Here is a 15,101-nt window from a genome sequence, read left to right as displayed (position 1 = left end):
GTTTGTCTGTTTTAAAGGCTGTGAACCATCCAATAGCCACCGAGCAGGACCGATCCAGTCGCCACGCCATAGCGGCACCATTGAAACAGTTGCAGGCTCCATTGCCGCAGGCTGTGCTGCAGCAATCCCAGTCCGAGGCCCACCAGCAGCATCGACAGCAGTACTCCGGCCGAAAACACTAACACGTAGCCCAGGGCGACAATGAACTGCGCCTGACTCATGACCGGGACCAGTGCCAATGCCGGCGCGCTGCCGGCCAGGCCGTGCAGCATACCCACCAGCGTCGGTGTTCTACGGCCTTTGGTCTCAGTACTGACGCCTTGATGCTGCTGATGAAAGCGCCAGAAACATAACAATCCGATCAAAATCAACACTGCGCCAACGGCCGTTTCCGCCGTAGTCAGCAGGCGTTCCGGTAACTGCAGGCCCAACCCAAACAACAATACGGTGCAGATCAGCAACACCCCACCGTGGCCGATCGCCCAGTGCGAGCAATAACGCAGGCTGCGGCGCAAGCCGGGTTTCTCGGCGCTCATGGCCGAAACGGCGACCACATGATCGGGATCGAACGCGTGCAGAATACCGAGCAGCAGACTTGCCGCCAGTGTGGTCAAGGTACTAATCAACATGATGAGACTCCTGCCGGAAGCGGCGGTCAGAGGGTAAAAACAATTGTGCGGTCGCCACCGGGTTGGATGGAAAAAACAAGTGCAGATAGGAGGCGGTCAGGCCGCGGTGGCGATAAATGGCTTCGCCCGGTGCCGGATGACGCTGGCGGCGGCCATAGCTGATCGGCTCCGGCGTGCCCTCGCTGCGGGAACGATGATGGGCGTGGCCGCGAATATCCCCTTCCGGCAACACTGCTGTCTGCATGCCCTGACAGCCCCGTTTGCCCCGCATCATGCCCTGGCCGTTGAGCAGCCCGAGCATCGGAAACGTCTGTTGGTCGAGATCCGTCAGGGTTTCGAGGCAGTACAGCATACCGCCGCATTCCGCCAGGACGGGTTTATCCTGCTGAAAAAACTGTTGGATGGCGGTTTTCATCGGCTGATTGGCGGCCAGTGCCGCGGCGTGCAGTTCCGGATAACCACCGGGCAGCCACAGTGCGTCGAAGTCTGCCAGGGTCTGATCCTGCAACGGTGAAAAAAACGCGTACTGCGCGCCCAGTGCTGTCAGCTGGCGCAGATTGGCGCTGTAGATAAAACTGAACGCGGCATCGCGGGCAATGCCGATGCGTATCCCTTCAAGTGGGTGTCCCGCTAATTCATTCGGGTGGGTGTCCCCTGAAGACAAAGTGGTGCTGGTGAAGCTAACGGGGTGTGTCAGCGTGGCGTGGTCGATACCGCCGGCCAGTAAGGCCTGAACGCCATGACCGAAGCGTTGTTCCAGTTCATCACGGACTTCACTGGCCTGTACCAGGCCCAGGTGTCGCTCGGGCAGGCTGATGGCCGGATCACGGACCAGCGTCGCGAGCAGCGGCAGATCGTCAGGCAGGGCATCCACAATCAATTGCCGGTGGCGTTCGGAGGCACAGTTGTTGGCAATCAGGCCGGCACAGCGAATGTCGCTGCGAAAATGTGCAAGTCCGGAGGCAACCGCTGCGGCTGTCTGGGCCATGCCTTTGACATCCATGACAATGACCATGGGAATGCCGAACAGCGCCGCCAGATCGGCACTCGAAGGCTCACCATCAAACATGCCCATGGCCCCTTCGATCAGAATAAAATCCGCCTCGCTGGCCGCATCGAACAGCATCTGCCGGCAGTAGTCCGGTCCGGCCATCCACAGATCCAGCTGTTCCACCGGCTGTCCGGAGGCCTGCTCCAGAATTTGCGGGTCAAGATAATCCGGCCCGGTCTTGAACACCCGTACCCGTTTGCCCTGATCGCGCAGATAACGCGCCAGTGCCGCAGTGACGGTGGTTTTGCCCTGACCGGAAGCCGGTGCGGTTAAAAACAGGGCCGGACATTGCACTGAAGTATTCATGAGGGAACTCCGGCCAGAGGCAGATAATGCGCCTGGAGGTCTGCCGCCAGCGCAGCACCACGGCCGCGTTTGACGGCGCTCTGTTCAATGTCGATGACGGTGCAGTGACCGGGCAGATGAATATCGTCGAGACGCTGGCGACTGCGACCATCGGTGATCAGATAAACATGAGTCTGGAGGTCCGGCTCATGTCTCAACATGCGCAACAGATACCGTTGAGCATGCAACAGCACCGCCCGCATCGGCGTTCCGCCGCCGGCACTGATCCGGTTGATCAGACTCTGTAACTGTTTGGGAGCCCGCCGGTGTGACAGTAACGGCTCTATCCTGTCATTGCCAAAACCCAGGATGGCGAGCTGTTCGCGGGCCAGATAGGCGCGTTTTGCCAGTTGCGCAACGACGCCTTTGGCCTGGGCCTGCCACTGTTGTTTCAGGGTGGAGGCGGAGGTGTCCAGCAGAATCAGATTCAAGATCGCACGGCCCTCGTGGCGTGGCCGAAACTGTAACTGCCGGGGTGGCCAGTGACCGGCGCTGGCCAGCAGCGTGGTGAACCAGTTGGGAGCACGGCCGGCGTTTGGTTGCTGGCGTCCACGGCCAACATGAGGACCACGGGCTTTGCGGCTCACAGTCTGCGTTCTGGCAGACGGCGCGGAGCGTTGGGTGGTCCTGAGGTCAGGTATTGAATGCAGAGGCAGTGCGTCGACCGCCTGCATGTTCTGGCTTTGGGGAGGCATTTGCCCCCATTGACCGCTGCTCTGAGGGCGTTTGTCGTCCGTGGCCGGGGGATTACCGGGTGGTCGCTGAAATGGAGGTGGTGCCGGAGGTGAGGGCGAATGATCCGAGCGGCGATGGGCCAGTACCAGCTCCTCCACCGCATCCAGATCGGTTTCAGTGACCTGATCCCGTTGATGCCAGGCCGCATGGGCAATGGCTGCACGATGCCAGACGATGTCCGCACGAACCCCTTCAACCGCCGCTGCATGGCACCGCTCAGCAATTTGTCGCTGCATGGCTTTTTCGCACAATACCTGTGGCAACCGTAAACGGGCCTGGCGGATCTGTTGCGTCAGCTGCTGCTGCATGGGATCAAAACGGTGACAGAAGGCCTCCGGTGATAGTTCGAATGCCTGACGGCGTTCCACCACTTCCAGGCGTTCATCAATCGAGTGAGGATTGCTCAGTTCGACCATCAGCCCGAAACGGTCCAGCAGTTGCGGCCGCAGCTCGCCTTCATCGGGGTTCATGGTACCCAGCAGCAGGAACCGGGCTTCATGGGTGTGGCTGATACCATCACGTTCGACCCGGTTGACGCCACTGGCAGCGACATCCAGCAACAGATCCACCAGAGCATCGGCCAGCAGATTCACCTCATCGACATAGAGCACTCCACCGTGAGCACGTGCCAGTACACCGGGCTGGAATGCCACCTGCTGCTGTTGCAGAACCTGTTGCAGATTCAGTGTCCCGGTCACCATTTCTTCACTGGCTCCCAGGGGCAAGGTGACAAACGCCGGTTGTCCGGGCATCACCGCCGCCAGTGCCCGCGCCAGCGTTGATTTGCCGCAGCCACGCGGCCCACTGATCAGCACCCCGCCGATATCCGGATTAATGGCCGCCAGAATCAGAGCCAGCTTAAAGCGTTCATGGCCGGTGACGGCAGTAAAGGGATAATCAGGCCTGGGCAGCATGGTGATCGATATCCTTGAGGATCCAGCGGTTAACGGTCCAGGCGCAGCAGCTGCCAAGTAACAACCAGAAAACAAAGTTGGTTACCCCTGTCGCCAGCCAGAATCGCTGTTGCAGATGATGCAGAATGACGACGACGTGACTGTCTGTGACGGAGAACAACGCTCCGCTGTAATGCGGGGCACCGACCAAATATGGCAGAACCACCATCACCAGTCCCATGACTTTGACGCGGTAGGGTGAAAATACCAGCAGCCCGATGCCTGTTGAGGTCATCAGGATGGTAAATATCCACCACATCTGACGCAGGCCCAGGGGAGCTGCCAGAGTACCGGGAATTTCCGGTGGCAGGCCGAGTCCGGGCGCAGCAAAAAACACAGCAAACCCGGCCAGTCCCCATAGCAGGCCTCTGCGAGTGTTCAGTCGGGTAATGCCGGTCAGTTGCAGCAGCGCCATCAATGCCAGCAGCAATGTGGCAAAGCCGATACTGACCAGGGTATTGGAGAGACTGCTGGACAATATTCGTGGCCAGCCGTTTTCCGGCGACCAGGCCTCGTGATCCTGTGTGTGTTCGGGAACATCGTCGTTATGAGCGGCAGAGAAATCGGGATGATCTGTCTCAGGCTGTTCATATTGCTCGGCTGAACTGATCACCGGCCATACCTCTACGGACTGCAGGCCTGTCAGTACGATGCCACCAAGCAAACCGATCAAAAAGGCGGTCAGAATAATCCGTCGAAACAGCATAAATGACACCTGCTACCGGCCATGCACATGCCGGATCAAAAAAGAGTGAATGGGTGTGTCACCGATTTTTGGGATCAGTGACAGGGAAATGCGAATGCGTGTCGGGTGTCGTGACTGGCGTTATGGACCTGATCCAATGGCATAAAACCAACGGCCATCACCACCAGAAAACCGGCTGCCAATGCGGCGATTACCTGTGGCAGTAAGAGTTTGGCCGGTTGTAACACCTGGCGCTGGGAAAGACTGAGTGTAGACATATTTTTGATTACCTCCGGCACCCACCGTACCTGATCATGTTGGTTAAAAAACAGGCCGGTATTCGGGCTTAAAGAGGGTTGTGGCCATCGCCTGCGCCTTCCCGGAATCATCCAGTGGCATATGCAGACTACTCTTTTTTACCGATGCGGGGGCAGCGATGGATGACGGCAATAGTCCACCATACTTCCCGTTTAACCCTTAGCAAGGGCACCTGCTTCGTTGCCGGCAATGCTAGCGGTAATACCAGGGTGAGGCAAGCCTGGGGGGTGTTGGTGTGGGGCATTGTTAAAGCCAGGAAGGCAGACTTTCGGGTGAGCAGCTATGACCCGGATGCCGAATGGCGTGTTTTCGGTTTCGATCTGACCTGAAAATCTGTGATGATCGTTTCAGCCAGACACTCACGCGGTTGATGCATCGGTGTTTTTTGACCATACTCAGCGCGCCGGCCGGTAAGAGGTCGTATGACTCAATCAATACACATTCAAGGAAACGAGATATGAAGGGTGCAGGTGGTACTTCAGGTGGAATAGGACAGTTCTTTATCGGTCTGATCATGCTGTGTGGCGGAGGATATATGTTGCTCAACGCCATATCCGTAACCTCCAGCTTCGGGTTTGGCACATCGTTATACCGGGTTGGTTACTTTGGTGGGTTGTCGGTTACCAGCGGCATGATACTGATACCGTTTATGTTTGGTGTCGGGATGATCTTTTTCAGCAGCAAAAACCTGCTCGGCTGGCTGCTGGCGATAGGCTCGATGGCCGCCATGATCTTCGGCGTTATCGCCTCCATCCACTTCCGCATACGCCCCATGAGCGCGTTTGACCTGATCGTAATACTGGTCTTGACCGTCGGCGGCCTGGGCCTGTTTCTGCGTTCACTGCGGTCTTTCTGACCGATTCCCCTGTCCGGGCAGATGCTGATCACCTTCTTTGTGCAGACCTCTGATTCTGGACTTTCCTGTGGAATCAAAACGCGTGGGCAGGTACTCAAGTCGTGGAATTTCACTTTTATGTGCAGAAAAGTGTTATGACGTCCTAGTCGAGTATAAAGCAGTCCCTCAATAGCTCTCTTTCTTCTTTGCGGATGCCTGCTTGTTGGGCAAGGTTTTCCCACTTTGAGACAGCATTTAACAATCTCTGGTGAATAGTATTGGCGGCATTGTTATTAACGTGAAAATACTCAGCAACTTCAAATGCCAGGTCTATCGAAAGCGCGTTGCTCACATCATCAACGTTAAGATGTAGACCGGTGGCGTATAACACTGGATTGATATCGTATGCTGGAGATAGTCGCCAGCCAGTGGGTTCCAGAATGAATCCATGATTTCTCAGATGATCATCGCAATTCGAGACCATGATATTAAACAGCATCCTGGTCCAGAGTTGTTCAAGGTCCTGTTGAGTATTGGAGCCGTGCTGCATCAGAAACTCAGCCAGCTCTAAGTAACTTGCCCCATCATCCTGACCATCAAAGTACTCCAGCTGAGTCATTGCAGAGCTGAAGTGAAGCCGCTTCCCTGACTCGGTGCGGTCGAACCTTTTTGTTAAAAAAATATGATGTCTACCAACGGTTTCAACTTTAGACTCAGCCATTTCGATGCCTGATTCAATGGCCATTTGATAAACAATGAACTCCCATAAGCCAATATCGTACTCATCATGACGACTCGGAAACTTGGCTAACCACAAACTATTATCGTGATTTTTTATTGAAGCTTTTGGTCTGGCACCACCTAATGATGAACCTGGTGAAATCAGCATATTTAGCCATTTTAGATATTCCGGGTTATCTAAATCTGGAGTTTCTTCTATTTTATATGCGGCTTGTTGCAGCTCTGGCAGGCTGGTTATTGCTGGCGCAGACAGCTCATGGTTATTGTCTAAAAATGGACCCGTTGGCGATGTGCGAAAGCGCAGTGCTCCCATACGGAATGAGTCATGAACGCCCAGTAAGTAATCCGTCTCCTGGAGACTTCTTGCCCGTCGCTTCTCTTGTCGAGCGATCACCGCTTCTCTGCGCTGCATCAGCAACCTACCCCAACGATCAGGGCATGAGTCGAGAAATATTTTGAAATTCCTATCGCCTTCAGTATGTTGCTCACCGGCGAATAACTTTAGTGAGGGATCAATTTGACGTACAAATTCAGAAGCCAGCCACTTCTCATCATAACTAAAACTGAAATGCTCTTTTCCTCTAATTTCAGAGGAGCGTAATGTACCGACCAATATGGGATCAGTTGACTCAATCCAGTCAGCGTAAACGTAGATTTCCATAATGTGAGACTCTTATCTTTTCTTCAGCAATTCGATGTCTTGCAGTTTTCTTCCCAGTTCGTCATCAAATGCGACTTTGGCTAAATCATCCAGTAGGCCCAAGACTGCTAATACATTGACATAGTGGCCAAGCGAGACGGATGGATCGCCTTTTGAGATTTTTCGTAGAGTCGGTTTAGAGATACCTGTTCTGCTATGCATCATTTCTTGAGTAATGTCGCGTCGCTTCATCGCCAGTGTTAAGTTTTCGCCCAAGATGCTCAACACCTTTTTGTGTTTTGGGAAAACGACAGCGGTACGCTTTGCTTTAGGTTTGTTAGTATTCATAGTGAAACTATATTTTCTTTAATCTGGATTGAGTGAAATTATAGTTTCATTTTTGACTTTATCAAAGCGATAAATCGTTCTTCTAGTTGTCTTGTTGTGAAACTAAAATTACCTTTTTAGTTAAATTATGAAATTATAGTTTCTTTTTGTGCTTCGGTTTTAAGCTGTAAACCATCAAGCTCGAAGTAAAGCCAGCCAAGATCTGCACAGTTGTTATCGATCAGACTCATTCAGTTTAAACGCCCATAAACTGAGCAAAGCCATAACCGTGCAAGGGTAGCCAGTCGTTTTAAAACCGGGTATATACCTCGCTGCTTGTTGAAACGGCAACAGCATTGGCTGGCCCGGTTGATGGGCGAACATACAATGCGCATGAGCGTTGTGATGTGTGAAACCAGTTTTAGCTGTACCGCCATCACGCGACGTTACAGAGAAACCCTGCAGAAGGTGGATTCAGGCGGGAAAAGCTGTGTGAGTTACTTAACTACGGGATACAGAGCTGCTACAAAAATTGCTTGCAGTCTCCGCTGTGAATGAGAATAAACAATGACCCTAATTAATATCAAAGATCTAGAAGCTCATCTTTGGCATGCTGCCCACATTATCACCGGGCCTATCGATGCATCGGATTACAAAACCTATATTTTCCCTGTTCTCTTTTTCAAGCGTATCTGTGATGTGTACGACGAAGAATTTCTCGAAGCCATGGAACAGGTGGGTGATGAAGAACTTGCCAAAGGTGATATGTTCCACCGTATTCAGATTCCACAAGAATGCCACTGGAAAGATGTATTTGCCGAAACCAAAGACATTGGCCAAGCATTAAAAGATGCCTTTCGTGGTATCGAACTGGCAAACCCAAAGCTGCACGGTATCTTTGGTGATGCCAGCTGGACTAACAAAGATCGCCTGTCAGATGAACTCTTAGCTACTTTGCTCAACCATTTCAACAAGATAAACCTCGGTGTCGCCAGCGTGCGTGACGACGACATGGGGCGCGCATACGAATACTTAATTAAACGCTTTGCAGATAAGGCCAACAAAAAGGCTGGAGAATTCTATACCCCGCGCACCATCGTTCGCCTAATGGTGAACATTCTTGATCCTAAAGCAGGTGAAAGCGTTTACGACCCGGCGTGCGGTACCGGCGGCATGCTACTGGAAACCATCCACCACGTTAAAGAAAACGGCGGTGATCCGCGCTTGCTAAAAATCAAAGGCCAGGAGAAGAACCTAACCACCGAGGCCATTGCTCGCATGAACCTGTTTCTCCATGGGCAGGAAGACTTTGACATTGTGCGTGGCGATACACTGCGTGACCCTAAGTTTCTGGTCAGTGATCGCCTTGAAACCTTTGATTGTGTGATCGCCAACCCGCCATTCAGCCTCAAAGAATGGGGCTATGATCTCTGGTCGGCGGATCCTTATGGCCGCAAACAATATGGCTTGGCACCCAAAACCAACGGTGATTTTGCCTGGGTGCAACACATGTTCGCCTCGCTTAACGATAGCGGTCGAATGGCTGTGGTCTTGCCTCATGGCGTGTTGTTCCGTGGCGGTGCTGAGGGCGCAATCCGTACCAAGCTTCTGCAGGAAAACCGCATCGAAGCCATTATCGGTGTGGCATCAAACCTCTTTTATGGCACCGGCATTCCAGCCAGCATTCTCGTGCTGCGAAAGTCACGCCCGAAGCCCCATAAAGATCATGTGTTGATTATTAATGCTGAAGAAAGCTTCACGAAAGGACGCGCACAAAACACCCTGACCAATGACCAAGCTGATGAGATCTATGGCATCTACAAAAGCCAGGTTAAACAGGGCCCCAGTTCAGAAAAGAGAAAAGGGGCAGCCGAAATTGAAGGCGTTGCTCGCTGGGTGCCGATCAGTGAAATCGAAGAAAACGACTTTAACCTGAATATTGCGCGTTATGTGCAAAAACCACTAGAAGAAGAAACTATCTCGGTAAAAGACGCATTAAGGGATTTTCAGCAAAAGCTCACCGCTTTGGAACAAGCCGAAAACGAATTGGAAGCCCTGCTGATCAAAGAGGGTTTTGAGATATGAAAAAAGCAGACTTAGAAAACCTCCTCTGGGGTGCAGCCGAGTTTTTGCGCGGCCAAATCGACGCCTCAGACTACAAGCAGTACATCTTCCCGCTGCTATTTTATAAGCGCCTGTCGGATGTGTATTTGGAAGAATATACAGAAGCGCTGAAGATTCATGAAGGCGATGCCGAATACGCCGCTATGCCCATGTTTCACCGTTTTGATATTCCCAAGGAAGCCCGTTGGGAAAAAGTGCGGCACACCAGTAAAAACATTGGTGAAGCCATTCAAAACGCGCTGCGTCTAATAGAAGCCAACAATCCGCGTTTGCATGGCGTATTTGGTGATGCCCAGTGGACTAACAAAGAACGTTTACCCGATCACCTGCTATCTGATCTGATTGAGCACTTCAGTAAAATTCCACTGGGGATTAAATCGGTTGCTCAGGATGACCTGGGGGAGGCTTACGAGTACCTGATCAAAAAATTCGCCGACGATTCTGGCCACACCGCCGCCGAGTTTTATACCAACCGCACCGTCGTACATCTAATGACGCGTATCATGGGCTTAAAGCCCGGAGAAACGGCTTATGACCCCACCTGCGGCACCGGTGGCATGTTGCTTAATGCGGTAATGGATTTACGCACCCATGGCCAAGAGTGGAGATCGGTTCATTTATACGGCCAAGAAGTAAACCTGCTCACTTCGGCAATCGCCCGTATGAACATGTTCCTGCACGACATTGAAGAGTTCGATGTGCTGCGCGGCGACACCCTGGCAGAACCCAAGTTTATTGAAAACGACCAGCTCAAGCAGTTTGATGTGATTTTTGCCAACCCCCCGTACTCCATTAAAAAATGGAACCGCGATAAGTTCGCTGCCGACCCATACGGCCGCAACCTCTACGGCGTACCACCGCAAGGCTGTGCTGATTATGCGTTTTATACCCATATCATCAAAAGCCTAAAACCGGATACGGGCCGTGCCGCCATGCTCTGGCCACACGGCGTTTTGTTTCGCGATTCCGAGCAAAGCATCCGTAAACAAGTGATTGAGTCCGACATCATCGAAGCGGTGATTGGTCTTGGACCCAACCTGTTTTACAACTCGCCGATGGAATCCTGCGTAGTGGTGCTCAACTGCAATAAACCGTCTGAGCGCAAAAACAAGGTGTTGTTTATCAATGGCGTGGAACACGTTACCCGCGAACGCGCCCACAGTCGCCTGTCTGATGGTGATTTGGCCGTACTGTGCGAGGCGTACTTTGTACCTGAAAAGCAGAGCAACATTACTGCGTTGGTGGACATCGATACCCTTAAAGAGAACCTCTACAACCTGTCGATTCCGCTCTATGTGCAGTCACAAAACAATAGCGAAGTACACGATATTGAGCATGCCATCGAAGCATGGAAGGTCAGCCGGGTGCAATTAAAAAAACAGACCAATAAATTATTTAAAAGCTTAAAAGAGCTTGGGTTTGAAGTTGGCGGTGAGGAAGTGCAGTAATGACTGATAAACAAACCGTGAAATTTGGTGATATTTGCCGCGAAGTAAAACTCACCACTAAAGACCCAATTGCCGATGGTTATGAACGTTACATTGGTTTAGAGCACTTGGATTCTGGTTCGCTCAAGATCAAACGCTGGGGAATTATTGAGGAAGATAATCCAAGTTTTACCAGAGTATTTAAGAAAGGACATATCTTGTTTGGTAAGCGCCGTCCTTACTTAAAAAAGGCGGCTATTGCTGAATTTGATGGTATATGTTCGGGTGATATTTTGGTTTTAGAACCAAAACATGATGGTGTAACTAGCGATTACTTGTCAAGAATCATACATACAGAACGTTTTTGGAATTGGGCTATTAAAACATCATCTGGCTCACTTTCTCCTAGAACTAAATTTAGTGTTCTTAAAGAGCTCGCTGTAGATGTTGTAGAAAAAGAGAAGCAACGTGTTGCAACGGATGTTTTAGATTTAATAGATGAAAAATATCTGTTAAAAGAAAACTTACTAAATTCTGCGGAAACCTTGTTTAAAGTTGTCCTGATTAATGAAATATGGAAACCAAAGTCGTCTTGGAAAGAGTTTAGTATTGGTGAATTAGGAGAGGTAAAGCTTGGAAGACAGCGCACGCCAAAATATACGACTGGAAAATATTCAAAACCATATTTGCGAGTCGTAAATGTTCTGGATGGCGAACTTGATCTAAATGATGTCGAGGAAATGGACTTCAATGATAGTGACTTCGAAACTCACCAGCTTAAAACCAAAGATATTTTGATCACTGAAGGTGACATTACGAGCGTATTTAACGTCGGTCGAGTAGCAATGTATAACGATGAAATTGAAAGTTGTTGCATTCAGAATACGTTATTAAGATTTAGAAGTGGCCCTTTGATTCTACCCGAATTTGCTTTGTACCTTTTTCGTTGTGCCTTTTATAAAGGTATTTTTGCCTACGCCGCGAATATGACTACTGTTGCTCATTTAGGTGCTGGACGTTTTAGTGCAATAAAAGTGTCGATACCTCCGATAGAGAGACAAAAAGAGATTGTCGATAAGGTGATCGTAGCAGATAAGCTCGTCAAAAATTTGAAAGCGGACTTAGCTAATCAGCAAGAATTCAAAAAAGTATTATCTGCGGAGTTTATGGAGACTAAATAGTGTTTAACGAACAAACCGTCACAGAGAATGGAATTATCGACCGCTTAAAAGGGTTAAGCGGTGTAAAGTGGACTTACTGCCACGGCGAGAGTTTGCCCAAGCAAGCGCAGGATATCTTCGTTGACGAGTGGCTTAAAGACGCCTTGTGTTCGTTAAACCCCGATATCGCCAAGCAGCCAGATTATGCCGATGAGGTGATTTACAAGCTGCGTGGTGTGGTTCTGGAGGCGCGTCATACCGGCTTGGTAAAGGCGAATGAAAACTTTCATGAATGGTTAATGGCCGAGAAGACTTTGCCTTTTGGTGAGAATGGCGACCACATCACCATCAACTTGATTGATTTTGACAATATCGCCAACAACCACTTTGTGGTGTCACAACAGGTGCACTATATCGCGGCCACCGAAGTCTATTTTGATATTGTGCTCTATGTGAACGGTATTCCCTTGGTGGTGGGCGAAGTGAAAACCGCTACCCGCCCCAGTGTTACCTGGCAAGACGGCGCCGCCGATTTTATGGGCGGTAAAAAGCACTACTGGAAAAACGTTGAACCCTACTTCGTGCCCAACCTGCTATGTTTTGCCAGTGAAGGAAAGACCTTTGCTTATGGCGCCATTAACGCCCGGGTAAAAGATTGGGGCCCGTGGCACCATACCGACCTGCGCGATGACATTTTGCCCGGCTTGGCATCGGTGCTGGATAGCTGTGAGGGCTTGTTAAACCCGCAAACCTTATTGCAGCTTCTGGAATCTTTCGCGCTGTTTTCAACGGTTAAAACCGGTAAGAACACACCACCCAAGCGCATTAAAATTCTGCCGCGTTACCCACAGTTTGAAGCGGCCAAGCAGATTGTAGAGCGCGTGCGCAAAGGCTACCCGAAAAAAGGGCTGATCTGGCATTTCCAAGGCTCGGGTAAATCGTTGTTGATGCTCTACGCCGCAAAAATGCTGCGTAGCGATAATGCCCTGAAAAACCCCACCGTATTGATCGTGGTCGACCGCCGCGATCTGGACAGCCAGATCAACGAGACCTTTGGTGGTGCGGACGTTAAAAACCTCATTAAAGTACAAAGCTGCAAAAAGCTCGGTGAACATATCGAGCAAGACAGCCGTGGCATTTTAATTACCACCATCTTTAAGTTTAAAGATGTCGAGATAGACGATAGCAACCCCAACGGCCTGAACAATCGCGATAACATTATTGTGTTAGTCGACGAAGCCCACCGCACGCAGGAAGGTGGCTTGGGTGAGAAAATGCGCTGGGCGCTTCCCAATGCTCACTTCTATGGTTTAACTGGTACGCCGATTTCAGGCATTGATCGTAATACCTTCAAACTGTTTGGCGCCGAGGAAGACCCCGGCCGTTACATGAATCGCTACAGCTACAAGCAGTCGATCCGCGATGGCGCCACTAACCCTGTAAAGTTTGAACCCCGCTTGGCAGAGCTGCGAGTAGACCGTGATGCCATCAACCAGGAATTTGAGCAGCTCGCCAAAGACAACAACCTCGACGAAGAAGAAAAAGCCGCGCTATCAAAACGCGCGGGCAAATTAGCGGTGATGCTCAAAGCGCCCAAACGAATGGCTGCCGTCAGCAATGATATTGCCGAACACTTTACCAGCCACGTAAAGCCAAAAAAAATGAAAGGCATGGTAGTAGTGTACGACCGCGATGCCTGCGTGCAGATGTACTACTTGCTGGGGGAAAAGCTAGGGTTTGATGCGGTTGAAGTGGTCATGAACGTTGACCAGGCTCCTATCATTGACGACAAAGGTAAGAAAAACAAAGATTGGGCTAAGTGGGAAAGCGATAAGGACATTCCAGTTAAGGAAAAGGACTTCAAGCGTTGGCAGACAATTGATGCTGAAGAACAAATTCAGAAAGATCTTATCGAAGGCTATAAAGACCCCAAGCATTCGTTGCAGCTGATTATTGTTACCGCGAAATTGCTTACAGGTTTTGATGCACCGATATGTTACTGCATGTACTTAGATAAGCCGCTGCGCGACCACACGCTATTGCAGGCCATGTGCCGCACCAACCGTTTGTATGAAACAGACGAAGTGCGCAAAGACATGGGACTTATCATTGATTACCTCGGTGTGTTTGAAAACCTGCGCACCGCACTGGCCTACAACCCGGAAGAGATTGATGGCGTGGTGGAGGGCATTGAAGCCTTTAAAGAGTTATTACCAGTCCAGCTGAAAAAGTGCCTAGACTTCTTCCCTAATGTGGACCGCACGCTAGAAGGCTTCGAAGGGATAATGGCAGCGCAAGAGTGCCTGCCAACCAATGAAAAGCGTGATGAGTTCGCAGCGAGCTTCGGCGTACTTTCCAAATTATGGTCAGCTATCAATCCAGATCCATTCTTAAGTCCGTTCAGAAATGATTATAAATGGCTGGCACAGATTTACGAATCGGTGCGCCCAGTCGGCCAAACCGGTGCTTTGGTGTGGGCTGCCCTTGGCCCTGAAACCATCAAGATGATCCACGAGCATACCGACATCAACCGCATCCGCGATGATATCGACGAGCTGATCATGGATGAACACGCCATTTTCACCCTGACCGACAAAGAACAAGAACAACGCGCCAAACGCCTGGAAATTGATCTGATGGGCCGCCTGCGTGGCAGCAATGACCCGAAGTTTGTCGAGTTAGGTGAACGCTTAGAAAAACTGCGCCAAGACTACGAAGCCGGTGTCATTAAAGCCATCGACTGGTTAAAAGGTCTGTTAGACGCCGCCAAAGATACGGTACAAGCCGAGCGCGAAACCGGCGAGCATGTCGTGACCGAAGAAGACAACAAGCAGGCCTTAACCAAACTCTTCCTGGAAACCCGCCCCGAAACCACGCCAAAGCTAATCGGCGATGTGGTAGAGCAGATCGATAAAATAGTCAAAGCCACCCGTTTTGAAGGCTGGCAAAACTCCAACAGTGGCCCGCGAGAAATCCAGAAGGCACTGCTGGTGACGCTGGCGCAGTTTGGGCTTGGTAAAGATAAAGAACTATTCCAGAAGGCTTATGGGTATATAGAAGAGCATTATTGATATTGAATTCCGCGTTGCTAAACGTGATACAGGGATAAACAGTCAGGTAGCTTCGGAATG

The 15,101-nt window shown here is 50.7% G+C and carries 12 protein-coding genes and 1 riboswitch; of the genes, 5 read left to right on the top strand and 7 right to left on the bottom strand.

The features are described from left to right. Window positions 1–11 precede the first annotated feature (11 nt). The 5 genes from YC6258_RS00455 to YC6258_RS00435 form a co-directional block, all read right to left on the bottom strand. The gene (locus tag YC6258_RS00455) at window positions 12–629 is read right to left on the bottom strand and encodes a hypothetical protein (RefSeq protein ID WP_044615310.1); all 618 of its coding nucleotides are present in this window, start codon (window positions 627–629) and stop codon (window positions 12–14) included. Beyond that, complete coding sequence (locus YC6258_RS00450; protein WP_044615309.1) at window positions 619–1,986, bottom strand: cobyrinic acid a,c-diamide synthase CobB; 1,368 nt, start codon at window positions 1,984–1,986, stop codon at window positions 619–621. Before YC6258_RS00450 ends, YC6258_RS00455 begins: the two co-directional genes overlap by 11 nt. Beyond that, window positions 1,983–3,674: an AAA family ATPase gene (locus YC6258_RS00445; RefSeq protein ID WP_044615308.1), complete on the bottom strand. Its 1,692-nt coding sequence runs from the start codon at window positions 3,672–3,674 to the stop codon at window positions 1,983–1,985. The genes YC6258_RS00450 and YC6258_RS00445 overlap by 4 nt, the downstream gene beginning before the upstream one ends. Further along, a complete protein-coding gene (locus tag YC6258_RS00440) occupies window positions 3,658–4,419 on the bottom strand; it encodes a CbtA family protein (protein WP_052829959.1) in 762 nt (253 codons plus the stop codon). The genes YC6258_RS00445 and YC6258_RS00440 overlap by 17 nt, the downstream gene beginning before the upstream one ends. Window positions 4,420–4,493: 74 nt before the next feature. Then, complete coding sequence (locus YC6258_RS00435; RefSeq protein ID WP_044619601.1) at window positions 4,494–4,676, bottom strand: CbtB domain-containing protein; 183 nt, start codon at window positions 4,674–4,676, stop codon at window positions 4,494–4,496. A gap of 36 nt (window positions 4,677–4,712) precedes the next feature. After that, window positions 4,713–4,907, bottom strand: a riboswitch (cobalamin riboswitch). Between the two features lie 266 nt (window positions 4,908–5,173). Between YC6258_RS00435 and YC6258_RS00425 the strand changes: the two genes are divergently transcribed. Next, on the top strand, window positions 5,174–5,572 hold the full coding sequence (locus tag YC6258_RS00425) for a hypothetical protein (protein ID WP_044615306.1): 399 nt from the start codon (window positions 5,174–5,176) through the stop codon (window positions 5,570–5,572). Window positions 5,573–5,714: 142 nt separating this feature from the next. Here the strand turns inward: YC6258_RS00425 and YC6258_RS00420 are convergent, their stop codons facing one another. Both YC6258_RS00420 and YC6258_RS00415 read right to left on the bottom strand, forming a co-directional pair. Beyond that, entirely contained in the window at window positions 5,715–6,953 is a 1,239-nt protein-coding gene (locus YC6258_RS00420) for a type II toxin-antitoxin system HipA family toxin (protein ID WP_044615305.1), read from the bottom strand. A gap of 12 nt (window positions 6,954–6,965) precedes the next feature. After that, window positions 6,966–7,280: a helix-turn-helix domain-containing protein gene (locus YC6258_RS00415; RefSeq protein WP_044615304.1), complete on the bottom strand. Its 315-nt coding sequence runs from the start codon at window positions 7,278–7,280 to the stop codon at window positions 6,966–6,968. A gap of 546 nt (window positions 7,281–7,826) precedes the next feature. On the opposite strand from YC6258_RS00415, the gene YC6258_RS00410 reads away from it, so the two are divergent. Genes YC6258_RS00410 through YC6258_RS00395 form a run of 4 tightly spaced genes read left to right on the top strand, consistent with a single transcriptional unit; the run spans window position 7,827 to window position 15,041 of the window. Further along, window positions 7,827–9,344, top strand: coding sequence for a type I restriction-modification system subunit M (locus tag YC6258_RS00410; protein WP_044615303.1), 1,518 nt, complete (start codon window positions 7,827–7,829; stop codon window positions 9,342–9,344). Continuing rightward, entirely contained in the window at window positions 9,341–10,831 is a 1,491-nt protein-coding gene (locus YC6258_RS00405; RefSeq protein ID WP_044615302.1) for a type I restriction-modification system subunit M, read from the top strand. Before YC6258_RS00410 ends, YC6258_RS00405 begins: the two co-directional genes overlap by 4 nt. Beyond that, on the top strand, window positions 10,831–11,991 hold the full coding sequence (locus YC6258_RS27800; protein ID WP_044615301.1) for a restriction endonuclease subunit S: 1,161 nt from the start codon (window positions 10,831–10,833) through the stop codon (window positions 11,989–11,991). Before YC6258_RS00405 ends, YC6258_RS27800 begins: the two co-directional genes overlap by 1 nt. Next, entirely contained in the window at window positions 11,991–15,041 is a 3,051-nt protein-coding gene (locus tag YC6258_RS00395; RefSeq protein WP_044615300.1) for a type I restriction endonuclease subunit R, read from the top strand. The genes YC6258_RS27800 and YC6258_RS00395 overlap by 1 nt, the downstream gene beginning before the upstream one ends. Window positions 15,042–15,101: the final 60 nt, after the last annotated feature.

The sequence above is a fragment of the Gynuella sunshinyii YC6258 genome (assembly GCF_000940805.1).
In the GTDB taxonomy this organism is placed as follows: domain Bacteria; phylum Pseudomonadota; class Gammaproteobacteria; order Pseudomonadales; family Natronospirillaceae; genus Gynuella; species Gynuella sunshinyii.
This window is presented reverse-complemented; position numbering and strand designations above follow the sequence as displayed.